We start from the raw sequence: 24,268 nt of genomic DNA, 5'->3' as shown, positions 1-24,268 counted from the left end.
CGCGGGCGCGCGTGCCTTCAGTATGACAACAATGTAAGCCAAACCGCAATCAATGACTACGCTGTCATTTTGTAGAAAGCCCATGAAAGACCGTAAAAAACTCTCACAATGTTCTATGAGACAAAACAAGTGTCCACCTTGACATGTAGGATTCGGTGGCCTCAAATAGGAGGTAGCCGCAACGAGGCGGCTCCAAGGAGGTCCACCCCGGGCCGCGACGTGAGCCAAGTCACCTCGGTCCGCGACGTGGTCCTCTTTGTCAATGCCGGCACCACCGTGATGGATCGACTCGCCGTGATCTAACCGGGCGCGGGACTCCGTTCCAAACGCGGGCGCTAGGCTTAACCTGATCACCCGCCGAGGCCGGACGCCGTGGCCGGACGCCGGGGTGTGGCGGTACCCCGGCGAAGCCGGTTTTCTCCAAGAACCTCATCGACAGACGCTCGGATCACCGGGCGACTGTCCCGTAGGCCGCCCGCGCGGCCCTGAAAGCTGCGCCATGAGTGCCACCAATCCCCGCCCGACTGCGATCGAACTCGAGGTCGTGAAGTCCGAACCGCTGCGGTCGTTCCTGAGGCTACTGCGGCCCTACCGCATCCGGCTGTGGTTCGCCGCGCTTGCGTTTCTTATCAAGGACTCTCCGATGTGGGTGCTTCCGCCGCTCACTGCGGCGATCATCGATCTCGTCGTGCGCCGCGGATCGCTGGATTCCCTGTGGGTCTTCGCGGCATTCATCATTGCGTTACTGGCGCTCAACTATCCGTTCCACATGATCTTCGTGCGTGGTTCCAGCCTTGCCACCCGATCGATGGCCGCCGACCAGCGCAATGCACTTACCGAACAGATGCAGCGCCTCTCCATTGGCTTTCACAACCGCCACAGCGCCTCGATCGTGCAAAGCAAAGTCGTACGCGACGTCGAAAATCTTGAACTAATGATGCAACAAGCCTTACCAACCGTACTGTCGACCGTGTTCACCCTGGCCGGCGCCGTAATCGTCACAGCGATCTCAGTTCCCGCCTTCGTCGGGGTGTTCGCCGTGACCGTGCCCGTGGCGGCCATACTCGTACGCTGGATCCGCTCCCGAGCGGCCATCCGCAACGAGACCTTCCGCCACGAGGTCGAACGATTCTCGACCGGCATCGGCGAAATGGCCGCCCTCATCCCGATCACCCGGGGCCACGGGCTCGAGGCCGTCGCCGCCGAACGGGTCGCCGGGCAGGCCGAGAGCGTGAGCATCGCCGGGCAACAGCTCGACACCCTCAACGGCCGGTTTGGAGCCTTTTCTTGGGTCTCTTACCAGGTACTCGGGGTCGCGTGCCTGGTCGGAGCCGCCGCGGCGTCAATAACCCAGGTCATCTCCATCACGCCGGGACAGGTCGTACTGCTCAGCACGTACTTCACCATCCTGACCGGTGGAATCGTTGCCCTCCTCAATGTGGCTCCGGTGCTCACTCGCGGGCTCGAATCAATGCGTTCCATCGCCGAGGTCATGCAGGACCCTGACGTCGAAGTCAACGAGGGCCGTACCCGCGTCGACAAGGTTGAGGGCACGATCAAGCTCGACCACGTGAGCTTCAGCTATCCCGGTGGCCGGCCTGCGCTCACCGATATCTCCCTGTCTATCCGGGCCGGCGAGACAATCGCGCTCGTCGGACCCTCGGGCTCGGGAAAGTCGACGCTGCTTAATCTCATCCTCGGGTTCGTGCGGGCCGGAAGCGGACAGGTGCTGCTGGACGGCGTCGACATGAACAGCCTCGACATGCGCAGTGCACGCTCGTTCGTTTCAGTCGTGCCGCAGGAGTCGGTGTTGTTCGAGGGCAGCATCCGCGACAATGTCGCCTATGGGCTCACGGGCATCACCGACGACGGCATCCTCAAAGCCCTGCGCGGCGCGAATGCTCTCGATTTCCTGAACCTCGGCCCAACGGGAGCGAATGTTACGGACGCCGTGGGCGGGTCGTCGAACCAAGAATCCCCGCATCCGCCCACCGGAATTATCCATGGTCTCGGGCTTGTGACCGGGCGCATCACCGTCCCGATGCCCACCGGCCTCGATCGGATCATCGGCGACCGCGGCTCCGGACTCTCCGGCGGCCAGCGCCAACGGTTGGCGATCGCTCGCGCCCTCGTCCGCGATCCGCGCATCCTCATTCTGGACGAGCCGACGAGCGCCCTGGATGCCGATTCCGAAACAATGGTCAAGGACGCCCTCGCCACTCTCTTCCGCGACCGCACGACCATCATCGCTGCCCACCGACTGTCGACCATCCGCACGGCCGATCGGATTGCGTACCTCGAGAACGGTCGCATCGTCGAACTTGGAACCCACGACGAGCTCATGAACCTCGGCAACCGGTACGCCCACATCGTCTCGCGTCAGACGACCTGAGAACGTATCCCCGTCCGTTTGGGACGAGTGCGTGGCGGCGGGTCAGGTCGGCGGGCTGATCTCGCCTGAACCGCGGTGAATGAGGCGGGTCGGAATTTCGATCTGCCGGATGAAGCTGGTCGGGTCCTCGAGACGGTCGAGTGCGAGACGCGCGGCCGCTCTCCCGATCTCCCTGGTGTCGTAGGCGACGACGGTGATGTCCAGCGCATCGGCAAGGTCAAAATCGTCAAAACCAATGAACGCGACCCGCGGCTCTCGACCGCGGAGCACGCGAAGCGCTCCCGAGCTTGCCCGGTTATTCCCCGTCACAAGCGCAGTGGGCGGGTCGGCCTGATCAAACAAACTCGCGACGGCACTCTCTGCAGATACGGCCGGGTCGTCGTTGCACCTTTCGTATCGCGCGTTGTCGGCGATCCCGGCTTCGGCAAGGGCTTCACGATAGCCCGCGAGCCGCTCGCGCAAGGTGTAGATGGCGGAGGGGTTGCTCACGAATCCGATCTTTCGGTGACCGAGCTTAATGAGGGAACGCACGGCTTCCCGCATTCCCTCTCGGTTCTGGAGCACGACGGAGTCGGCCAGCAGATTGCTGGCAGGTCGGTCGACACTCACGATCGGGGTGCCCAATTGGCGTTCCCCATCGAGGTAGGACTGGTCAGCCGCGATCGGAATCAGCAGAAGCGCACGCACGCGCTGGGCGAGCAGGGAATCAACGACACCCTCCTCACTCTCGGCCGAGTCATCTGTCGAAGAGAGCACCATAGTTAACCCGTTGTCGGCCAGTTCGCGCTCAATCCCGGCCGCAACGTGGAAATAAAACGGGTTTGTGATGTCGCCGATCACGAAGGCTACCGTGTTGGACACCCCACCGTGGCGGAGACTGCGCGCGAGGACATTCGGCCGGAACCGCAATCGCTTCGCCGCGCTCAACACCCGCTCCCGGGTGACCGCACTCACGATGCCGTCTCCGGAGAAAACCCGCGACACTGTCTTCGAACTCACATCGGCCAACCGGGCAACATCGGCCAGGGTCGCTCTCGCTTGCGTCGTCATACTATCTCCCCAGTCGGCCACGAGTAGTCTAGCAAGTGCTCTATGTCAAGGTGAGACACAGGCCTCGGAACCTACGTGAACGCAAGCGGCTCTTAAGCCACATTTTACGAGAGATATCATGCCCGGATTTCCGCCAATGCTACACTCGAAAAACCAGAGACAGCGTTGACATTTCGAGGTTGGTTGCTGTCCCTCACCAACAAGTCTGGAGTCACCGCTCAATGTCCGCCACCGCACAGACCATCGCCGCTCCGATTCTCCGCCATCCGTTTCGCCGCCCCCTCGGCGTCGATTGGACCGTGACTGCCCAGGGCGGGCCGGTGCCCCCGAACATTGGCCTACGTGCGATCCCGGCGACCGTTCCGGGATCGGTGCACACCGACCTCCTTGCGGCCGGGCTCATCCCCGACCCCTACCTCGACGGCAACGAAAAACTGCTCGGCTGGATCGGCCTCACCGATTGGCGTTACACGACCACCTTCGTTTGGCAGCCGGGCTCCACGACCCAGTCCGAGATCGTCTTCGACGGCCTCGACACGATCGCGTCCATCTTTGTCAATGGAAACCGGGTCGGAACCACCCGCAACATGCACCGCAGCTACCGGTTCAACCTGCGCCCGTACGTCAGGGCAGGGCTCAACGAAATCGACGTGTTCTTCGCGTCGCCGATCCGGGCCGCCGACGCAGCGAGCCTCCAGCTCGGATACCGTCCGCACGTTAACCACCACCCCTACAATGCAATCCGCAAGATGGCGTGCAGCTTCGGCTGGGACTGGGGAATCGACACCTCGACCTCGGGGATCTGGCGCCCAGTCTCCCTCGAAGAATGGTCGACTGCCCGGATCGAGAGCATTCGGCCGATCGCGACCGTCGACACGGTCGATCCAGCGGATACCGTAGCCGGCACCGTCCGCGCAGCCGGCACAGTCGCCGTGAACGTCGAGGTTGCACGGGCGAGCGATGTCCGGCTCCTCATTACGGCATCCGTCGACGGCATGTCGGGCACCGCAATCCTCGAGGCCGGCGACACCACTGCCCTCGTGACCCTGCACGTCACGGACGTGGCTCTGTGGTGGCCGCGCGGCTACGGCGAACAACCGCTCTACGACGTCGACGTCACCCTCAACACCCATCACGGCGATGATGACGGATACGACGAGGTGATCGAGCTCGACGCTGCGACGAAGCGCGTGGGATTCCGCACGGTGGCGTTTGAGACGACCCCCGATACCACGGGCACCCCGTTCACGATCGTCGTCAACGGGCAGCCCATTTTCGTGCGCGGCGCGAACTGGATCCCCGACGACGCCTTTCCGCACCGCGTCGACCGGACCCGTTACCTCGCCAGGATCGAACAGGCCGAGTTCGCGAACCTGAACCTGCTGCGAGTCTGGGGCGGCGGAATCTTCGAGGCTGACGACTTCTACGAGCTGTGCGACGAGCGCGGCATGCTGACCTGGCAGGACTTCCTGCTCGCCTGCGCTGCCTATGCGGAAGAGGAGCCGTTCTTCAGCGAAATGGAGGCGGAGGCGCGCGACAACGTCGCGAGGCTCGCCGCGCATCCCTCGCTCGTCGTGTTCAACGGGAATAATGAGAACCTCTGGGGCCACGAAGAGTGGAACTGGAAGAAACGCCTCGACGGTAAAACCTGGGGCGAGACGTACTACTACGAGCTGTTCCCGGCGATCGTCGCCGAGCTAGCCCCCCACGTGGGTTACACGCCAGGTAGCCCCTTTTCCCCCGGTGACGCCGACGGTCTCGGCCGCTCCGGTGCCCACTCCCCGAACGACCCCGATCTCGGCACCATGCATATCTGGGACCTCTGGAACCTGCGCGACTACCCCGACTACCGCGCGTACACCCCGCGGTTCGTCTCCGAGTTCGGCTGGCAGGGCCCGCCGACCTGGTCGACGATGACCGAGTCGATCAGCGACGCGCCGCTCACCCCCGAGTCCCCCGGCATGCTCGTGCACCAGAAGGCAATGGACGGCAACGTCAAGCTCACCGATGGCCTCCTCGCGCACTTTCCGCTGCCGGAGGACATCGACGATTGGCACTGGGCGATGTCGCTCAACCAGGCGCTTGCGGTCCAGACGGCGATCGAGTACTTCCGGTCGCTGCAGCCGCACTGTATGGGCTCCATCGTCTGGCAGCTCAATGACTGCTGGCCGGTGACAAGCTGGGCCGCCGTCGACGGGTACGGGCGGGCCAAACCGCTGCTCTATGCGCTCCGCCACGCCTACACCGACCGGCTCGTAACCGTGCAGCCGCAGCGCTCCAGCGCGGACGTCGACGGTCTTACGGACCGCAGCGTCGACGGGGGCATGGGCCTTTCGACCGTCCTCGTCAACGACTCGAGCGAGCCCTGGTCGGGCGAGCTCAGGGTGCGTCGACTCACGTACGCGGGGATCCTGCTGGCCGAACACACCGAACAGATCACCCTGCCCCCGCGGTCCACAGTGTCCGTGCCGCTACCAGCATCCATTTCCGCGGCGACGGATGCGGCGGCGGAGCTCATCCGCGCCGACCTCGGCGGAGTGCGCGGCCACTGGTTCTTCGCGGAGGCCCGCGACACCCGGCTCGACGCGCCTGCGCTCGGGACTGCCCTCGAGCAGGTCCCCGGCGGGTACCAGCTCACCGTCACCGCGGCAAGCCTCACCCGCGACCTCGCACTTCTCGTCGACAAGGTCGACCCGGCCGGAACGGTCGACGACATGCTCGTAACCCTCCTTCCAGGCGAGAGTGTCGTGTTCGCCGTCACGTCGACTCTCGATCTCGACATCGCAGGGCTCTCAGCTCCGGCCGTGCTCCGCAGCGCGAACCAGCTGGTTCTGCCGTGACTGGTAACGAGGGCGGAATGGGCGTTCCCGGGGCCGCGCCCGCAGCTGCCGGGCGCTCTCCGGCATCCGCTCTCACCGGACCCATCTGCGGAATGACCTGGGGCTGGACCGGCGTGCGCGGCACCTGGGCGACCCCTGAAGCGCGCTCGTCGATGCGGCTCATGAGCGAGCATGGCATCAACTGGACGGCGATCGCCTATGCGGCCATACAGCAGAATGCCCAATCGACGCACATCTCGTACGACGAAGAACCAACCGTGACCGAGCCGGAAATTCGCGAGGCGATCCGGGAGGCGAAGGCACTCAACCTCAAGGTGTGCCTCAAGCCCGTCGTCAACTGCGCCGACGGCACCTGGCGGGCGTTCATCGGCTTCTTCGACTGGGACGTTCCCGGTGAACCCACCTGGACCGAGTGGTTCGAGTCCTACACGGCGTTCATCCTGCACGCTGCTGTGATCGCCGAGGAGGAAGGCTGTGACCTCTTCTGCATCGGCTGCGAGATGGTGCGCGCCGACGGGCAGGTACGGCACTGGCGTGACCTCATCGCCCGGGTGCGCTCGGTATATTCGGGGCTCGTGACCTACAACTGCGACAAATACCAGGAAGACCGCGTCACGTGGTGGGATGCCGTGGACGTGATCGGGTCGAGTGGATACTACCCGATCGGAGCGTTCCCGGCCGAGCTCGACCGGATCGAGCGCGTCGTGGAAAAGTTCGACAAGCCATTCATCTTTCTCGAGGCGGGATGCCCAAGCCGCACCGGATCACCGGACAAGCCCAACGACTGGGCGCTGCCGGGCACGCCCTCCGGCGCCGAGCAGCTGCGCTACTACGAGCACATCTTCAACGCTACGGCCAGCCGCGACTGGATGATCGGTTTCATGTTCTGGGATTGGCCGGCCGTCCTGTACCCGGTCGCATCCGCGCCGGATAACGATGACTACTGTGTGTACGGCAAACCCGCCGGGACGTTCCTCACCCACCGATACAAAACTCTCCAAGGACACCGCACCACATGAATTACGCATCCCGTCACCTCGCCATCGATGCCGGACAGACCGGCATCCGTGCCGTGCTGCAGAGCGGTGAGACCCGCCAGGAGACGTTTGACTTCGACGGCATCCGCACCGACCGGGACCTGATCCCGCAACTGGCTGACGTCTTAGCCCAGGTAGCCGGTGCCGCCGACGTCACCATCGGCATCGTGAGCGCTGGCATTTCCGGCTTCACCCAATCAGACGCCGACGCCGCGGAACTGCGTCGGCTCGGCCGCGAAATCGGGGTGCGGGAGGTATTCCTCGCCCATGACTCGGTTACCTCCTACCTCGGGTCCCTCGGCAACACCCTCGGCGCTGTGATCGCAGTCGGCACCGGCGTCGTTACCCTCGCGGTCGGCGCCCACAACGTGGCCAGAATCGACGGCTGGGGCTACCTGATCGCGGACGCGGGCAGCGGCTACTGGATCGGCCGCGCCGCCCTCGACGCCGTCATGCGCAACTATGACGGACGAGGCCCGGCGACGGCACTCACCGCGGCCGTCCGCGCGGAATTCCCAAACCTGGAGACCCTTTACCTAGAGCTGCAGGGCGACCCACTACGGGTCAGCCGTATCGCGTCCTGGTCGCGCGCGGTCACCGGACTTGCCCCAACGGATGCCGTCGCGGCGGAAATCTGCGACGCCACCGCCGCCGAGCTAGTGCACTCGGTGCGCACGGGACTCCAGCGCGTCGGACAGGCCGATGGTGCCGCACCGGTCGTCGGCGGACTCGGCGGGGTGCTGCGCGCGCCCGAGATCGCGAGTCGCTTCGAACGGGACCTGCGCGCGTTCTGGCCCGCAGTCGACCTGCGCTTCCCGACCGCGAACGGCCTCGACGGCGCCGCCCTGCTGCCCCACCTCGGCGCGGAGAGTGCGTTGCGCGGCCTTGTCGCGATCGCACGCGACTGATACGCGCGAGTTATCAAGAAAGAAATCTGAGTCGCCGGAAGCACGCAGCCCCATAACGAGATCGCGAAAGGCTTCGGGATCTCCAAACCCTGCCTGGCGAACTGGCTAAAGAAAGCCCACCTCGAAGAAGGCGTTAGCCCGGCGTGACCGATGAGGAATCGGCGGAGCTGTGTTCCGGCAGCAACCAGCCAGCTCTTCAGACCTCGGCTCGGAGGTAGGCGTACACGGTTTCGCGGCTGATCCCAAAGTCTCGAGCGAGAGCGGCCTTCGGCACGCCAGCAGCAGCCTTCTCGCGCAGCTCGGCGGCCCGGAGCGCGTCAAGTGACGGGGTGCGGCCACGGTACACGCCGCGCTTCTTCGCCAGGGCAATACCCTCTCGCTGACGTTCACGGATCAGAGACCGCTCGAACTCAGCAAAGGCCCCCATCACATTGAGGAGCAAGTTTGCCATCGCATTGTCCTCCCCGGTAAAGGAGAGCTGCTCTTTCACGAACTCGACCCGGACCTTCTTCGCCGTGAGCTGGCGCACGATCGAGCGGAGATCCTCCAAATTGCGGGCAAGGCGGTCCATCGAGTGAACGAGAACAGTATCGCCATCCCGGACGAACTTGATCAGCTCCTCCAACTCAGGCCGGTTTAGATCTTTCCCCGACGCCTTGTCCTCGAACACCCGGTCGACGTCAACGCCATCCAGTTGGCGGACGGTGTTCTGATCGAGGGTACTGACTCGCACGTATCCAACTCGTTGACCCGTCATGAAGCCTCCGGCCCTTTCTGTCAGGTTGAACTCTAAGACCCGACAGTGAGGGCTGTCAACTAACAGGAATTGGACCCTATTCGGACGAAACTGCGTACCTGCACCTGATGTCTAGTTGGGGTGTACCCCAAAAAGACACACAGCAGTCTGTACAGGTGGGATTTGAACCCTATTGTTATGCCCGCTAGGGCTCCCATCCATGCTAAAAACCGCGTAAATTCAACGTTTTCGATCACTCCGGCACCAGCAGAATCAGGCCGATTTCCGACAACTGTGGGCAAAAAGTGGGCACGGCCCAGCTTGCCGAAGGTCGCATTTGGCGACCGAATCGTCGAATCCCTCGTGAACGGTGATCTCATCCCGCCCGGCTCGACCAGTTGCCCCACCCCGCCGCCCAGGCAGAGCGTCGCCTCGGAGACGCGCCGAATCGCCATTCGGCGGAAGAGCCTCACGGAGTGATCGTGGGGTTACCGTGTCCCTCAGAGCCCAGGGGGACGCACATTCCTTGCGAGGAGAATCTTCCCTCTAAGTGGCTACACCGCAAGGGTCGAGTCAGGCTTCGCACGGCTCGACCTTCCTGCGGGATGGATCAAGTCGATCTCAGGTGCCCTGCAACCGGAGATGCCCACCGCTCGTGTCGTCACCAATAGCAGGGTAGCGGGCGAATGCCTGTCCTCCCACCTCCCACTTCCAACCGAACTTGCCGAGTATCTTCGGCAACACCGCTCCTCTCCCGAAAAAGGTAGATACGCAGGCAGGCAGGTAGCTAGCTAGCTAGCTAGCTAGCTAGCTAGCTAGCATCGATCTTGGCCTCGTGCCCCGTTAGAAACTACCAATATGAACTTTCGCATTCACACAGAGGTCGCTACCCGCCCGCGCAACCCGAACCTACGGAGATAGCTCGGCCTTACGATTTCAGTGAGATGACCAAATCTGAATTGCCCCTGAACCCAAGCTGTTCGGCCATGATCGAACGATTCCTATCTCACTGGAATCGTAAGGCCGAGATAGCTACCAACGGCCTGTGTCAGCGCTTCGCACTCCGGCTCGGCGCTAAGCCCCTCACCGATCCGCAGCTCACCTCGCGGCCGCTCCATGAAGCCCCCGGCGAACCCACGCGGACATCGCCGGGTTCTAATGTGCCGGTCCCCCTCATACCCCATCAACACGCGACCAGCCACACCCCCGAGCCTGACCGCCGCACACCCAGCCCCCAAACCCCCGCCTGTTTCAACGACGGCTGAGAACTAGGCCGTTGGCGTTACCTGTCCACCTATCAAAGAGCGCGGACACCGTCGATCCCCACCTTGTGCCGCCGCCCGGGCTCACGATCGCGTTGTCGATCCGCTGAAGGTTCGCGCTCGCCTGGGTGAAAACCTCGACCCACCTCTGTGAAGTCTCAAACGGATTTCCCAACAGTGAGAGATACCGCCAAATGACGGCGTGCCGGCACTCGGTCACCCCGAAGACGTATTGGAGCACGTTCGCTGAGGACATTCGCAATGCGTGACCGTGAGTTTCCGTGTCCCCTGTGGGGCACGCGTCTGGATGCTCATCCCTCCGAGCGAGGAGCCTTCGCCGTGCGCCACGGCCGACAGTGCCGAGTTCAGCTCGCGCGGACTCTCCAAGCGAGCGGCCGTCATCAGGTCGACGGCGAGCCCGGTATACCGAGGGGCCTGCGGGATCTCCTTGAGGTCCAACGAGCTTCGTTATCTCACTGGCGTGTGTCTCCTGCGCTGGGACGGATTGGCGACTGCCGTCCACGTTGACGTGAACGAATGTGGAACCGACTCCTTCGGGCCCACGCGATCCCCGAAAAGCGCAACGACATCCGGCGCCGGGCGAACTCCCCCGCAGTAGCCACGCCCATGAGGTACCAGGCCCGTCCCCACGCTTCGATGGAGCTCCGCGCGGTGCTCGCCAGTGGCGCGGCGACCGCCTCCTCGTTGCGGAGGAGAATCGCGCCCTTCCGCCTGCTGCACGCCGGTGCCGATCGCGAGCGTGATCGTGGCCCGCGTCGCCCGTGCCTGCTCCGCAAGCTCGGGAGTCAGGTCGTACTGGCGGACCGGACTGTCGTCCATGGGCGGATGCTGGTTCAGACGGTGGGTCACGAGGTACGCGCCGCGACAGAGGCCGAGGAGCGAGTTGGAGACGCCAAGGCGGGAAAGTTCTGAGAGGGGCTCGGTGGGCACGGGGTCACTCTAGCGACCGCGTGCAACGCCTCCGCGCAGGTCCCCCCGGCGAACACGAGTCGGCCCCACCGGGGAGTGAAGCGCGGCCACTGACCCTACGCACGGCGCTCGCGCCGGCCTCTCCCGCGAGCAACCCGCCGCCGGGCTGGTGCTACACGAGTAGCGAGAACCCGATATCTGATGTTTATCTGATATAGCTGACCAGCATGATTACCGCCACATTCACCGACCTGCTCCGTAAGCCCAAGGAAGTCCTGTCCCGCATTGACGAGGGTCAGGTGCGCATCACCCGCCGGGACGGTGACGACCTCGTGATCCTGCGCGGCCGCGACCTCGACGCCCTGGAGAACGGCGTCGCGCTGTCCAGCCGACTGATCCGCGCGATCGGCAGGAACCGCGGCGACGTGCAGGCAGCCCTCTCGGACCTGTTCGCCTGGACGGCAGACTTCACCCCCGCCGAGCTGGCCACATACGCAACCGAGATCGAGCACCTGGTGTACGCCGCGAGCGAGCTGGGCGCGTTCGAGCGGTTGCTGCGAGCACAGCGGGAGTGGCAGGAGACAGCCACCGCGTATGCGATGGGCATGCGCCCCGTTGAGCCCATCGAGCTGCCCGCAGTTTCAGTTCGCGTCGACCGGCCGTAGAAGGAAAGCCGGAGAGTCAGGGATGGGAGGACGAGGGGAAAAGTTGAGCGACGGGACAGGGAGAAGGTGAATCAGAGTGCAGGGGGCGATCAGCCCCCTGCCACCTCAGGGCGTGGAGCCCTGCCACCCACCGTGGGAAGGTGTCAGCTCCAGCGCTCATCCGCTCAGGCTCCACCATTCCGGTGCACGGGTGACGGCGCGAGCGCCCACCTGAGAGTGGCCCCTCCCGCCCTCATCCTGCTGCCGTGCTGATCCTGCGCCCATCAGGTGTCCGGTGGCTGGCCTTGTCCCTTCCGCCGCCGGCACCGAGCAACTCGCCAGATCGCCGGGGGCCCCTGGTGTCCCGGTCGGAGCCATGCTCATTGCTCGCCGCACCCGAGATCCCACCTCACGTTGCTCACGCCTGCCGTCCACCACACGGCCGCCGCCGGATAATCCCAGGACTCCTACTCTGTTCTGCCGGCTCACCATTGGCGGGACCATTCAACGGTGGTCACCTTCCTGGAATGGCGCCTCCCGAACTCGTTCTCGTGTGTCGCCGCTTGGGGTTCCCGCTGCTTGCCCAGCGTTCACTCGTTGTCTTGCGTCTTGACGGGAGGGCACTCGCGTGCGCTTCTCTGCTCTGGTGTTCCTGGTCTTCTGACTGTGCGTTTGCCCTCGCTTGGCCATGCACGTCTGGCTTTTTGACGACGTGTTCGCTTCGCGACCTTTCCGACTTGGATGGGGCCTCCCGAACTGTAGCGAGCACGTCTCCCATCCCAGACCCTCCGGGCCCGCGCACTCACGTTCCCATCTCCGGGCCGCTCCGCGACCCCCGCGCTCCGCGCTCCCACCACGCGTCCCGCCGCACCCGCAGCCACGTTCACCGACCAGGCCACAGTCCAGCACGGAGAACCAGGCGCCCCCGGACGACCATGCGCGCTCCGCGACGCACCCAACCAGGTGACCGCCTCCACAACCCCGCCAAAGTCCGCAAATCCGGCAGACCCGAAAACCGGCCTGAGCCCGGGAGGACCCTCACGCCCCACACCACGACGCCCACGAGCCAGCCACCCCATCAGGGCGAGAAGCTGCCACGTTCTACACACCGGCACCTGCCAGATCAGCTTGACCACCGCAACCGAAGACACATATCTGGCTCCCACGAAACCCACGACGTCGACACCGCCAGGGTCAGTCTTGAACCCAAGAAGGTGACCACCCTGTCCTTCAGCCTCGAGCAGATGCCCGCAGCGCTGCACCAGCTGAAGAAGACTTCGGAGACGAACTACGACAGCGTTGTACCCATGCCCTCCTCGAAAAGGACACCTACCTTCTAGACCCCCCAGCCATCTCGAGAACGCGCCCCGACCTCTCCTGCGCACCACCCTCCCGCTGCTCTACGAAGTAGCTCGCTACAAAGCTCGAGCCAGCGAATGAACCGTCACCTTCTAAGCCTTCAGGTACCCCGCCCGGAAACCGGATGCTGCCTCATCAGCGCGACCTACCGAGCAACCGGTCGAGCAACCGGCCGAGCGAAGCTCACGCCGAAAACGAGAGGACCGAGTCAATCCTCGACGCAAGGCCAGGCTGGTACTGGCCGACAGGCCAGAGCGCATGGGCGCTCCCAGAGCAGGCCTCAGCCAACCTGCGCGACGCTCACGAGACGAGCCGAGCGGATTCGCTTCAAATGAATGAGTGATGGAGCCCTCCCAGCCATCACTCTGGCCACGAAGGCTACGTAGTCTTCCCGCTCTACGACGCACCATTGCAGGCTCTGCCCTGAATTTGCCCTAACGAAACCCGACCGCCTATCGGACAAGTGAATGAACGCACTACCGGCTGTCGACGCTCGTTGAATAGTAGGTCGTTGGCGTAACTGGCCTACGTTTCAAAAAGCGCTGATATCGCCTCGCATTGGTCCACCTGTGCTCACCTCTTCCGCCCTAGCGTGAAGTAGAACCGAAGGAGCAAAAGAGAATGGGTAGATCACCCGCACCGACCCGCATGAGCCGCCCCACCCGAACCGGCGAACGACGCGAGGCTGGCATCGACATCACCGACGGCGACCTCGACCGCGTCCGGATGCTCGCCCGCTGGTACTGCATGACGAGCGTCCAGATCGCGGCGATGGAGAACCCCGTGCGCTCCTGGCATCCGGACGTGGCTCGCGGCAATGAGGATACGGCAGCCGGCTTGCAGGCGTTTCTCGAGGCGAAGGCTGGTAGAGTCTACCGACGCCTTCTCAAAGTTGCAGCGATCAAGAACGGCGTCAGCGATGGACCTTTGGTCGTCCAGACGCCCATTGAGTACCGTCAGAGGGTTTGGTCAGCCACCGCGTTCGGTGCGCGCATCGCGGACACCCCGTGGCGTTCCATCGGACCGGTCTCCTGGTTCAACGCCCACCATGCACTCCTGGCCGCCGACATAGCCATCCAGTTCTCCGGCATCGTCCCACTCCCGCTCCTCTCCCAGCGAGAACTGACCACCGGGCACTTCGCAAACGGTGACGACCTACCCCTCTACTTCAACTCCAAGTACGACGGGAAAGAAGGTCAGGTCTCCAAGGTGCCAGACCTCGCCATCCTCGCCAAAGACGGCCGCAGCTACATCGCAATCGAGATCGAGTGCGACCTGAACCGGGCCCTCGGCACCTACCGCTCCAAGCTCGAAGCCTACGGACGCGACGAGAAGGTCTCCGCCGTCTGGTACGTCTGCGAGAAACCACGTACCGCGAACCGAGTCCTCACCGCCGCAGCTGACTACCCCGGATCCAACGTCCGCGTGATGGGGGTACGCGACCTCGACCTCGGGCTCCGCGAAGCGGACATGCGCTACCTCAACGAAACCGACCGCGACCTTGCCAAAGCCAAAACCGCACTCCTCCGCACCGACGTTCAGAAAGCGATCTAACGAGCAGCACGCCCGAGTTCCTGTGGCAAAACGCCCAGCTTGCTGAAGCTCGCAGCATGTTCTTTGAGGACCTTCCTCCCTTCACGGACGACATCTTGCTGGCAGACATTGACTTGAAAGGGATCGTTCGTCTTGGCTTTGGCCGGAGCAAAATCGTCGACGTCGACTTTGACCGACGCCTCTTCCGCAATCAACAGACGGGACCGACCCTGTGGCCCTTTGATGGAGAGTGGCAAGCCTTCTTCGGCTCGGGAGCCGTGTCACGATTCCAGTTCTTCGAGAAGGAAAACCCTTTCAACAACGGACTCGCCTGGGCTCACTCAACGGAGCGACTCTCTGCCGAAGAAACCATTGAATGCCGCGCTACACAACCCGAAGAACGCTGACCCCCGGAGCAGCGTCGCCCAGGCGCCAATGAAATACCCCACCCCTCCAGCCCCGCAAAGACGACCAGTCGACCGTGGGTAATCGGTGACGCACCGTGGGTAATCGGTGACGCACCGCGGGTAATCGGTGACGCACCGTGGGTATCTAGTGACACTTAAAAGCCTCACCTAAGACCTTCGCCAGCTCGACACTGCCAAAACGCCGCCCGGCGCCACCAAAACACCCCACTTTCCGCCCACGCTCGATCAGTGGCGCCAGCGAAATCCCCCACCCTCCAACCCCGCAAAGACGACTACTCGACCGTGGGTAATCGGTGACGCACCGTGGGTATCTAGTGACACTTAAAAGCCTCACCTGAGACCTTCGCCGGCTCGGCACTGCCAAAACACCGCCCAGGCGCCACCAAAACACCCCACTTTCCGCCCACGCTCGATCAGTGGCGCCAGTAAAATCCCCCACCCTCCAAACCCGCAAAGACGACTACTCGACATCTTCGCTTCAGCTAGGACGCAACCTTCTCACAACCATTCGGAAGCTTCGACGATGTCTCTCACGTCGTTGACGCTGCCTCCGTCACGGAGCCATTCAACCGGGGTTTGACGTCCCTCGGCGACGAGTTCTGATTGCGGCGTGGCCATAAATCCCGCGGCGCTCTGCCAGCTCCATCGCGGGGCAATGACTTCGATGATTTCGGTGAGCCCCGGAAGAAGCTTCACGGGGGATCCGACGTTAAATTGCCAGGTGGGAAAGCGGAGCCGACCGGATATCTCGAACGCATACAGGTGCCCGTCTATAACGGCCGCCCGGACTCTTCCCTCATCCCATCCCAGAAATCCTGTCACGCTCTCCAGCGACATGGTTGAGAAAAGGTCCAGCAGCCATCCCTCAGTTCTGCGGAGTTGCCAATCTCCTCTGTCCACGGATGCCGACGGTGCGGCCCACGCCTCAGCGGTGAATGCGCCCGATTCGATCAGAAAACGCACTTCGTTCTCAGTCGGCTCCTCCCGTGATATTGGCTCCATCGCCAGGAGCATGTCCGTGAGGGCCTGCAAGAAGTAGTCGGGATCGACCGCCAATCGAGCCACGGCTTCCGCTAGACGCCTGACAGTATCGCCGGAGACCCGAAGCGCCTCAGCCTCTGAGACGGGTCCGTCAGCGGCATCGTCGGGTACGTGATTGTCAGTCATGGTTCGTATGCTTCCATCACGTGTGAGCTGAGGCAAGGTTGCGATGTAGCGTCGAAGAACCCGCAAGAGAGGACCCCGAGATGCCTGAACCGATTGCGCCGCGACTGTACCTGGATGTGGACGGGTGTGTCTGCCCATTCGGGCGCCCAGACGCAGCTTGGGGTCCGGCCACGACTGCTTCAGTCTTCGTCGACTACGACGACAGGGCCGCGACTTATGAGGTGGTCTGGGCACCTGCTCTGATCGAGGCCCTCGACGGGCTGCGGGCCGAGTTCGCTCTGGAACTGGTCTGGCTGACCACTTGGGTGGAAGTCGATGCCGTCAGGCGACTGCTGGTCCCCAAACTGGGCGGTCTGGCGAATGGTCGGATCCTGCCTCTGCCTCCGGGGCCTCGCAGTTCAGGCGAAGCCCGGGGCTGGTGGAAGGCTCAACGTCTCCTCGAAGATCAAGCCGCCAAGGCGGGGCCGTTCATCTGGACGGACGACAGCGAGGTTGAACTGCACGGCTGGAAAGTGCTCGGTGCCACGGCCGGCACACCCAGCCTGATGATTCCCCCGCACCCCATGGTCGGCCTCCGCCCGGATGACATCCACGCGATGCGAGCCTGGCTAAACGCGCTGAAATCGGGACCAGAAGCGTCAACGATCAGTGGCTTCCAACATGACCGCTGAGTAGAGTTCCGACCATGGACGGAGAAGAAGCGACGCGGCTCCTCGTTGACGCAGTCGGGCCGCTCTACGACCGTGCAGGGCTGCAGGAATGGCTCGACCTCACGGAAGACTCCGTCCTTGGCTTGGCCCGAGACGGGAAACTCCTAACAGTCAGGACCCTCGAGGGTGACTTGCTCTTCCCAAGCTTTCAATTCGGCCCGGATGGCGAATTCCTCCCCAGCTTGGACAGAGTACTGAAAGCCCTGGGCGACACCCTTGACGATTGGAGCATCGCCCTTTGGATCGTCTACAGAGACCCCCAAGACGGCATTAGCAATTTTGAAAGGTTGCGGTCGGGCGACGCCGAGACTGTAGTCCAACGCGCCACACGCCGAGCAGAAATCTTGCGTCACTGAAAAACACAGAGCCGCAGGGATACAGACAGACGTTCGGCCATCTCTCGGCAGGACTAGCCGGCGCAACAACTGGACCATAGCCGCCGGTGCTCGCTCGCGCTGCGGCCTTGCTACCCGTCTTCCTCGATGCCGCGGAAACTACGTGGTTGTTTCGGGTTCGTCTCTCGTTACGTCGATGACCGGAAATCCGGCCCGCCCGAGGGCCTCGGTGACGCTACGCACCGCGGAATCATTGTCCCGTGCCTCCTGCGACGATATGACAAGTCCTCTCCCGTTCTCGGTGCCTAGCGTGCAGTCGGCAAACCCAAGGTCGAAGTGTCGGTCGGAGTCGACGTCAGTCAGCCCTTTCCGATCTCACGCAGGGTCCGGAGTATGCATTTGCCCAGCTCTCGATGCGTGACTTGTCGGACTATGAAGAAAGGCCATCAGAGCGGCGCCATCCTAAATAGCCGGGCTCCACGTCATCGGGGTTGCGTCCAATAGCGTGGTGTAACCCCGGCCCTGATGGGCGTGTTGCACCGACGTGAGGCGGCCACCGCGTGATTCTTGGAAAGACCGATCAAGTCTTTTCCGAAGGAGTACACGCGATGACCGCACCCCATTTTATTGACCCTGCCCGTTTCCTGTCCGAACAACTCGAGCAAGCCTCGCCGGACCTGATGCGGCAGATGCTGACCACCTTCATCAACGCGCTGATGAGCGCCGAGGCCGAAGCCGTCTGCGGCGCCGAATACGGCCAGATCTCCGCCGACCGGACCAACTCCCGCAACGGCTACCGGCACCGGGACTTCGATACCCGCACCGGCACCCTCGACGTCGCGATCCCGAAGCTGCGCACCGGCACCTACTTCCCGGACTGGCTCCTCGAGCGCCGCCGCCGGGCCGAAGCCGCCCTGACCAGCGTCGTGGCGACCTGCTACCTCCTCGGGGTGTCGACCAGACGGATGGAGAAACTCGTCGAGTCCCTCGGCATCACCCGCCTCTCCAAGTCGCAGGTGTCGATCATGGCCAACGACCTCGACGAGCAGGTCGAGCAGTTCCGCACCCGCCCCCTCGACGCCGGCCCCTACACGTTCGTCGCCGCCGATGCCCTGGTGCTGAAGGTCCGCGAGGGCGGCCGTGTCGCCAACGTCCACGCGCTCCTCGCGACGGGCGTGAACAAGGACGGGCACCGCGAGATCCTGGGCTTGCAGGTCACCAGCGCCGAAGACGGCGCCGGCTGGCTCGGCTTCTTCCGCGACCTGACCGCCCGCGGCCTCACCGGTGTGAAACTCGTCACCAGCGACGCGCATGCCGGCCTCGTGGCCGCCATCGGGGCCACCTTGCCCGGTGCGACCTGGCAGCGCTGTCGCACCCACTACGCCGCGAATCTCATGTCCGCGACCCCGAAGTCCAGCTGGCCGTGGGTGAAGACCCTGCTCCACTCCGTCTACGACCAGCCCGACGCGGACGCCGTCCACGCCCAGTTCGACCGAGTCCTGAACGCCCTCGAGGAGAAGCTCCCCGCGGTCGCCACCCACCTTGAGGGAGCCCGGGCGGACGTGCTCGCTTTCACCGGTTTCCCGAAGGAAATCTGGCGTCAGCTCTGGTCCAACAACCCACAGGAACGCCTCAACCGCGAGATCCGCCGCCGCACCGACGTCGTGGGTATCTTCCCCGATCGCGGCTCCCTGATCCGACTCGTCGGCGCGGTCCTGGCCGAACAACACGACGAATGGATCGAAGGCCGCCGCTACCTCGGCCTCGACGTCCTCAGCCGCTCACGCCTCACCCTCATCCCGACCGACAAGGAGGAACCCACAACCGAACTCGGCGCCCTCAGCGCCTAGAAATCCAAGAATCACGCGGAAAACCCGTTACACCACACATTTGGACTTGACCGTCATCGGCGTCAGGAGAGAGAAATCAACCTTGACGCTTAACTCCCGCCCGAACCCTGCAGCTCCGCATATTCTTCATGCCCACCAGGCGCACATCCATTCGGTTCGCTGAGACCCGGCTTGCAGCGAACTCAGCCTCAAACCACAATGTATTGCTGCCAAAGTACTCTTAGCACCAATACATTGCACTTTATGGAGATGGCCATGGCAAGAAAAGCCCGCACTTACTCACCCTGGACCGTTGAAGCCATCACGATCCTTGGGCAGCAAATCACCGCCGAGCGCCGACTAATTCACTGGCGGCAACGCGACATAGCGGAGCGTGCAGGCATCTCCGCGGGGACTCTTATCGCCATTGAGAAAGGTTCCACCGCCACATCGATCGGCACGGTATTCGAGGTTGCGGCCCTGCTCGGCATCCCCCTTGTTGGCGCCACCGAGGAGGGCCCACGAGAGCTAATCAACACTCGCCTGGCCCTGCTCCCCACGAGAATGAGACTGCCCACGGAATACGACGATGATTTCTGACACCGACTTCGAGTGCGCCCGGCGCCCGCCATCAGTGGATAGAGTCACAATGCCGATGTACGCCTCAATCCTCCGGAACGACTACTCCGCCATCGTCGACAGAGTCCCCTCTGCCCGCCGTGAACGGTGACTCTTCTCGGACGATCGTCGCTTGGCTGCGAACAGGACGATCTACCGAGTCTCCCCGGTCGGGCGTCCCTCGAGCAGGTTTCGGGTGAACCTGCGGACATCATCCTGCAGCCCGACATAGGCGTTGTCGACCGGACTCTCCGAATGGGCGAAACTCTCCACGGCTTCAAGCGCTGAGATGATGACCGCGCGCGGTGAACGAATGTTCCACGAGAGACCCTCCGCGATGAGGTCGTCAATGGTGATCGCCGCGTGCAAGTACTTCCGGTTGACGGCCAACGCCATCTTGCCGTCGCTATCGAGGTGAGTTTGGGGCACGACATCGTAGGCCGGTGTAATTTCCGTGCTGCCGTCCCGCATGTGGAGCATGCTGATGTTCTTGCCGTGCATGTCAAGGTTTCCCAGGGCCTGCGAGACGGTCAGCAACCCGAGGAGCTGGTCTACGGAGCGCCGGTCACCATTGCGCCCAAGGACGTGCGCCACTCGCTTGAGCGTCACTTTCCCGCCGAACTCCTGGTACTTCTCATTCTTCGATGCCCCCAGGGCCTGGTTCATGTCTTCCTGATGTATTCGTCCCTGTGGTGCATCCGGTGACCTGTCGTAGCGTTCGATAACGAGGCCGAGAACCCCACCGAAATCTTCTATCCATGCGTCGAATGTGGTCAGGCCAGCAGCTTTGGCCGCGCGGAAGCCGTATTCCTCATCAAACGTGATGCTCGGGTAACGAGCGGACGGCGGCTTGACGATGTGGGTGGACGGGTAGCCCTCAAGCACTTGGAACCACTGATCACCTTTGAGCGCCAGAACGATCTTGTCCTGCACACCGGCCAGCGACGTCCGACCGGACTTCGGTCGGTTTCCCAGCGGGGCAGCCTGCGCGTTGGTGAGCATCTTTCCGACTTCGACCCCGTCGACCAAGGCCACATCTGGCGTACGAGGCTCGCCCGCCGCCTCAGGGTCGTAAATCTGAACAGCCCCGGCGACATCTCGGCCAAATTGAGCCAATAGCGAGATGATGTCGTCGGTAGAGGCCCTGATCTCGGCGGCGAGATTATCCAGCGCAGTTCCCTCGGGAAGTAGCTCTGCGAAAAAGTTGCGGCGGCGTGCGGCTCTGCTGCGGTTGACAACGAGGTCGAAAGGAACAGACTCGGAGAGGATCGTGCTACCAAGCCCAAAGACATCGATGGCGTTCTTGTCCGCGTTGAAATCGAAGGCACGACGATCGGCGCCGACTAGACAACCGACTAGCTCGCCATATATTTCCACCCGCAAGTCAGCCATCAGAGTCGCGCGCAATGTCGTTGCCAAGTGGCGCATCTGGCGAGTCGTCGATCTCCATATACATTCGGACCCCGGTCTCCCGCATTGCCGCGAAGATACGCTCCAAAACGATCGTGCTCTTACCAGATTCCAAAGCCCAGATGTATTTCTGATCGGTCTGGAGCCTTTCGGCAAGATCACGCTGCGTCAGCCCGCTGACCAGGCGGCCTTGCTGCAGCATCCGGCCGAGCGCCTCAATGCTTCTCACTTCACCGCGTGATGCCATAGGTGCCCCTCTTGACGGTCATATCACCTTCATATTACTTGACGGTCTTATCACCGTCAATCGGCACGACGGCTTTATCGTAGTCAAACGCAACTGCGTGAAGACTAACGAAGGCGCCTAGACCGCGCCGCCCTCTCGCGCTGTCGGCGTACTAGAGCGCAAGCATCACGCAGGCCGATGAGTCAACCATCGGACTACAGCCAGGAATGTCCCGCTAACGCGTAGCAACGTGATCTCTCAACACGGGGCAGAGCGCACCGAAGGGACTCCGCGCGGCGCTCGTCAAGCCGTCGTCGACATGCTGTCCCTCGGTATCCCCAAAGCCCACGTCACGCGTCCCGCATCGAGTAGCGCCCAACGACCAAGCGGCCGGCGAAGTTGCCATGGGTCGACAGGCGTGACTCCCGAGAGCCAGACACTCGCCCGCCCCTCCCCATCCTTTTCCATTTCCATTTCCATTTCCCCTTCCAGCATCGAGGGCTCGTGTACGCCTCGTCGAGTTCTCGTCGAACGCTGTTCCACGGAATCCAAAGCATCCACACGCACTGTCTCGACCTTGGGGCGAGGAAGAGCAAAGACCAACAACCAGAACGGCCGGCAAGCTATTCGCAGACCCAGGAGCGGATCTCTCGAAGACCAGGGGTGCGCCCTCCCCTTCCATTTTCCCCTTCCACTGGTCCTTCTCCTTCTCGCATCGAGGGCTCGTGTGGACATCCGCGAGCCCTCAGTGGACCCTCACCGAGTCCTCGTCGAATGCGAACGACAGACCCGCGAGGTCTGCGCTTGTGGGCAGGCTTCACGCGCAAGGAAGGGGCACAAGGGGAGACTGATGAGCAACGCACCTCTGGCAACCGGACAACTCACCCGAGCGGACCTGTGCGTGCGCTAGGCAGCAGCTGCCGCTTCGGCTCCGATCCTCATGCATTGGTCGCACGGAGTCGGATACTCGTTGTGCAATGCACAGAAGCCGGACCGGTCGCCGGCCCGCGGCGGCAGTGGCAGTGTTGCTACCGGGGCGACTTGCGAGGCGGTAGCCATGAGCGCCAACCTGAGATTTCCGCAATCCTTGCACGGAAGGTCTGTTCCATTGGGATGGCGGCTGCAGAATGGTGGGCGAACTCGCCCCGTATGACTCACTGGGCCCATAGCTCGGTTGAGGCTCTCCCGCGTCCCACTCTTCGCTGATGCCGCACTTTCTGCGGCGTTTGGACCCCAGGGTGGGATCGGATGTGCCACCTTCGAAGGACGATCGATCTTCTGGTGAACAAGCCAGTTCACGACCTCGAAGTACGTCTTTCTTCCGGAGTCGTAGGTGCGAATACGACCGGCGTCCACAAGTTCGTCGAGGTCCTCCTCGATCATTTTGCGCGTCACGTTGTCCTCAAAACGCCAGAGGTCGCCCTTCACAACTCGCGCGTCGAAGATATTGCGTCCATTGTCATCAGCAAATAGCCACAGTCCAATCCACGTGAGACGCGCTCGCAAGCTCAGAGCGACCACATCATCGCTCTGGAAAAAGGCCGGCTTAATGGTTCGAATGCGGGCCACTAGGACTCAACCCTTCCGAATCGGGACCGGAAGTGGCCGGTTGGTGTCGCGGCATCCGACCTGGGCCGAACGACTCGACGAGCTGTGAAAGGACTATCGGCGCCGCACTCTAGTGCTGAAAAGGAGACGAAGAACTTGGAAGCCTCCTCGAGGTGGCAACGAGATCGGAGCTGTTCACGCCCCGGATTATCTGCATTGCACATGTCGAAGATCGTGTCCTTAGTGCGCCCTGCAGTCGAGTTCCGCGGCAAAAGGGCCTTCGCGGATTTCTTGGTATTGTTCATGAACCATTCTCCTAGCGGTGGTGATTTGTCGAAGCCGTCACCGAGTTACAGGTCGGTGACGGCACCCTCGTTGCCCTTTTCACGCGTCCTCCAGAGCTGTGCCTCTCCGCGCGCTGACTTCAATCCAGTCGATGACCTCCGACTCGACGTAGATGACCGTCTTGGGAGTTGGCTTGCGGTACCGAGGGCCCTTCCCGGTGAAACGCAACTGGGCAAGGGATCCCTTCGTCATGCCGGGGATAATCTCGCAGACTTGCTGCGGTGAGAGATACCTAGTCAATTCAGCTCCATCTCGCATACACAAAACCGAAGCGTTCTGTGTACGGGCTATACACTACACATAATCCACGATATTGTGTCTACATGTTTGAAACGGTTGAATATGAGCTTGGGAAGCAAATCGCCCACTTCCGAAAACTACTCAAGATGAGCGCCGATGAACTTGCCGAAAAGGCTGGATTCGGACTGACTAGATCGATAGTCGCCAATCTAGAGAATGGTCGAAAAGAGGATGTGACCGTGAGGCAACTCCTTGCGATGGCATTCGTGCTGGAAGTACAGCCAGCTGACTTGATCTTCCCCTTGAAGCAACCGTATAAGCGGATAGAAATCGCGAACGGAGAGAACAATGTCGTGCTCACGCCAATGTGGCTCGCTCGCGATTGGTTCACCGGAACAGGCAGCAGAAAGACGACCAGTTCTCTATTGAACGGTGAACCCATGCTGAACCCGCCGGGATTCGGTTATTCAGAGAACGAGATCATATTGATCGACCTCCGCAAACGAAGCGAACTACTTGAACAACTCGACCGACCAGAGAGCGGTTACCGCTTCGCGCCCCAGCGGAAGGGTTTCACAGTCAACCAGACAGCGAAATTCTTGTATCAGCGTGATCAGGAATCCAACCACGCTAACCTCTATCGGGTCGAGAATCGGCTGCGCGCCGCGGGCGTGAACCTGGAAAATCCGATCGGCCCGTCTCCCGAGACCCCCTTCTAGAC

The 24,268-nt window shown here is 62.6% G+C and carries 19 protein-coding genes; 13 read left to right on the top strand and 6 right to left on the bottom strand.

Annotation, left to right across the window (positions count from 1 at the left end):
• Positions 1 to 499: 499 nt before the first annotated feature.
• Entirely contained in the window at positions 500 to 2,392 is a 1,893-nt protein-coding gene (locus RHM57_RS19250; protein WP_322136723.1) for an ABC transporter ATP-binding protein, read from the top strand.
• A 42-nt stretch (positions 2,393 to 2,434) separates the two neighbouring features.
• Here RHM57_RS19250 and RHM57_RS19245 read toward each other — a convergent pair whose 3' ends face one another.
• On the bottom strand, positions 2,435 to 3,442 hold the full coding sequence (locus RHM57_RS19245; protein ID WP_322136724.1) for a LacI family DNA-binding transcriptional regulator: 1,008 nt from the start codon (positions 3,440 to 3,442) through the stop codon (positions 2,435 to 2,437).
• Positions 3,443 to 3,663: 221 nt separating this feature from the next.
• Here RHM57_RS19245 and RHM57_RS19240 point away from each other — a divergent pair, with 221 nt between their 5' ends.
• From RHM57_RS19240 to RHM57_RS19230, 3 genes are read left to right on the top strand one after another with little or no spacing between them, the layout of a single operon-like run.
• The gene (locus tag RHM57_RS19240; RefSeq protein WP_322140450.1) at positions 3,664 to 6,282 is read left to right on the top strand and encodes a glycoside hydrolase family 2 protein; all 2,619 of its coding nucleotides are present in this window, start codon (positions 3,664 to 3,666) and stop codon (positions 6,280 to 6,282) included.
• Positions 6,279 to 7,301, top strand: coding sequence for a glycoside hydrolase family 113 (locus tag RHM57_RS19235; protein ID WP_416172969.1), 1,023 nt, complete (start codon positions 6,279 to 6,281; stop codon positions 7,299 to 7,301). Before RHM57_RS19240 ends, RHM57_RS19235 begins: the two co-directional genes overlap by 4 nt.
• The gene (locus RHM57_RS19230) at positions 7,298 to 8,227 is read left to right on the top strand and encodes an N-acetylglucosamine kinase (RefSeq protein WP_322136727.1); all 930 of its coding nucleotides are present in this window, start codon (positions 7,298 to 7,300) and stop codon (positions 8,225 to 8,227) included. Before RHM57_RS19235 ends, RHM57_RS19230 begins: the two co-directional genes overlap by 4 nt.
• A gap of 196 nt (positions 8,228 to 8,423) precedes the next feature.
• On the opposite strand, the gene RHM57_RS19225 is transcribed toward RHM57_RS19230, so the two are convergent.
• Positions 8,424 to 8,984, bottom strand: coding sequence for a recombinase family protein (locus tag RHM57_RS19225; RefSeq protein WP_322136728.1), 561 nt, complete (start codon positions 8,982 to 8,984; stop codon positions 8,424 to 8,426).
• A 1,778-nt stretch (positions 8,985 to 10,762) separates the two neighbouring features.
• On the opposite strand from RHM57_RS19225, the gene RHM57_RS19220 reads away from it, so the two are divergent.
• From RHM57_RS19220 to RHM57_RS19205, 4 genes are all read left to right on the top strand, one after another.
• Positions 10,763 to 11,158, top strand: coding sequence for a hypothetical protein (locus RHM57_RS19220; protein ID WP_322136729.1), 396 nt, complete (start codon positions 10,763 to 10,765; stop codon positions 11,156 to 11,158).
• Between the two features lie 224 nt (positions 11,159 to 11,382).
• Entirely contained in the window at positions 11,383 to 11,820 is a 438-nt protein-coding gene (locus tag RHM57_RS19215; protein WP_322189218.1) for a hypothetical protein, read from the top strand.
• Between the two features lie 1,959 nt (positions 11,821 to 13,779).
• Entirely contained in the window at positions 13,780 to 14,712 is a 933-nt protein-coding gene (locus RHM57_RS19210; RefSeq protein ID WP_322136732.1) for a hypothetical protein, read from the top strand.
• 56 nt (positions 14,713 to 14,768) lie between these two features.
• Entirely contained in the window at positions 14,769 to 15,098 is a 330-nt protein-coding gene (locus RHM57_RS19205) for a hypothetical protein (RefSeq protein ID WP_322136733.1), read from the top strand.
• A gap of 519 nt (positions 15,099 to 15,617) precedes the next feature.
• Here the strand turns inward: RHM57_RS19205 and RHM57_RS19200 are convergent.
• Positions 15,618 to 16,286, bottom strand: a complete 669-nt coding sequence (locus RHM57_RS19200) for a hypothetical protein (RefSeq protein ID WP_134558631.1) — start codon at positions 16,284 to 16,286, stop codon at positions 15,618 to 15,620.
• A gap of 80 nt (positions 16,287 to 16,366) precedes the next feature.
• Between RHM57_RS19200 and RHM57_RS19195 the strand changes: the two genes are divergently transcribed.
• The 4 genes from RHM57_RS19195 (at position 16,367) to RHM57_RS19180 (ending at position 19,760) form a co-directional block, all read left to right on the top strand.
• Entirely contained in the window at positions 16,367 to 16,957 is a 591-nt protein-coding gene (locus tag RHM57_RS19195; RefSeq protein WP_322141104.1) for an HAD domain-containing protein, read from the top strand.
• Between the two features lie 14 nt (positions 16,958 to 16,971).
• Positions 16,972 to 17,352: a hypothetical protein gene (locus RHM57_RS19190; RefSeq protein ID WP_322136735.1), complete on the top strand. Its 381-nt coding sequence runs from the start codon at positions 16,972 to 16,974 to the stop codon at positions 17,350 to 17,352.
• Positions 17,353 to 17,939: 587 nt separating this feature from the next.
• Entirely contained in the window at positions 17,940 to 19,181 is a 1,242-nt protein-coding gene (locus tag RHM57_RS19185; RefSeq protein WP_322136736.1) for an IS256 family transposase, read from the top strand.
• Between the two features lie 255 nt (positions 19,182 to 19,436).
• A complete protein-coding gene (locus RHM57_RS19180) occupies positions 19,437 to 19,760 on the top strand; it encodes a helix-turn-helix domain-containing protein (protein WP_166790624.1) in 324 nt (107 codons plus the stop codon).
• 171 nt (positions 19,761 to 19,931) lie between these two features.
• On the opposite strand, the gene RHM57_RS19175 is transcribed toward RHM57_RS19180, so the two are convergent.
• The 3 genes from RHM57_RS19175 to RHM57_RS19165 all read right to left on the bottom strand — a co-directional run bounded on the left by RHM57_RS19175 (position 19,932) and on the right by RHM57_RS19165 (position 23,499).
• Positions 19,932 to 21,206 (bottom strand): type II toxin-antitoxin system HipA family toxin, encoded by a 1,275-nt coding sequence (locus RHM57_RS19175; protein WP_322136737.1) that lies wholly within the window; start codon positions 21,204 to 21,206, stop codon positions 19,932 to 19,934.
• Positions 21,163 to 21,435 carry a helix-turn-helix domain-containing protein gene (locus RHM57_RS19170; RefSeq protein ID WP_134558626.1) on the bottom strand — a complete coding sequence of 91 codons (273 nt, stop codon included), beginning with the start codon at positions 21,433 to 21,435 and terminating at the stop codon, positions 21,163 to 21,165. The genes RHM57_RS19175 and RHM57_RS19170 overlap by 44 nt, the downstream gene beginning before the upstream one ends.
• Positions 21,436 to 23,346: 1,911 nt before the next feature.
• On the bottom strand, positions 23,347 to 23,499 hold the full coding sequence (locus RHM57_RS19165) for a hypothetical protein (RefSeq protein ID WP_241975362.1): 153 nt from the start codon (positions 23,497 to 23,499) through the stop codon (positions 23,347 to 23,349).
• A 131-nt stretch (positions 23,500 to 23,630) separates the two neighbouring features.
• Between RHM57_RS19165 and RHM57_RS19160 the strand changes: the two genes are divergently transcribed.
• Positions 23,631 to 24,266 carry a helix-turn-helix domain-containing protein gene (locus RHM57_RS19160; protein WP_134559191.1) on the top strand — a complete coding sequence of 212 codons (636 nt, stop codon included), beginning with the start codon at positions 23,631 to 23,633 and terminating at the stop codon, positions 24,264 to 24,266.
• Positions 24,267 to 24,268 lie beyond the last annotated feature (2 nt).

The sequence above is a fragment of the Cryobacterium sp. 10S3 genome, from assembly GCF_034344045.1.
GTDB lineage: Bacteria > Actinomycetota > Actinomycetes > Actinomycetales > Microbacteriaceae > Cryobacterium > Cryobacterium glucosi.
The sequence above is the reverse complement of the archived record's forward strand: the minus strand, read 5'-3'. Positions and strand labels throughout refer to the sequence as shown.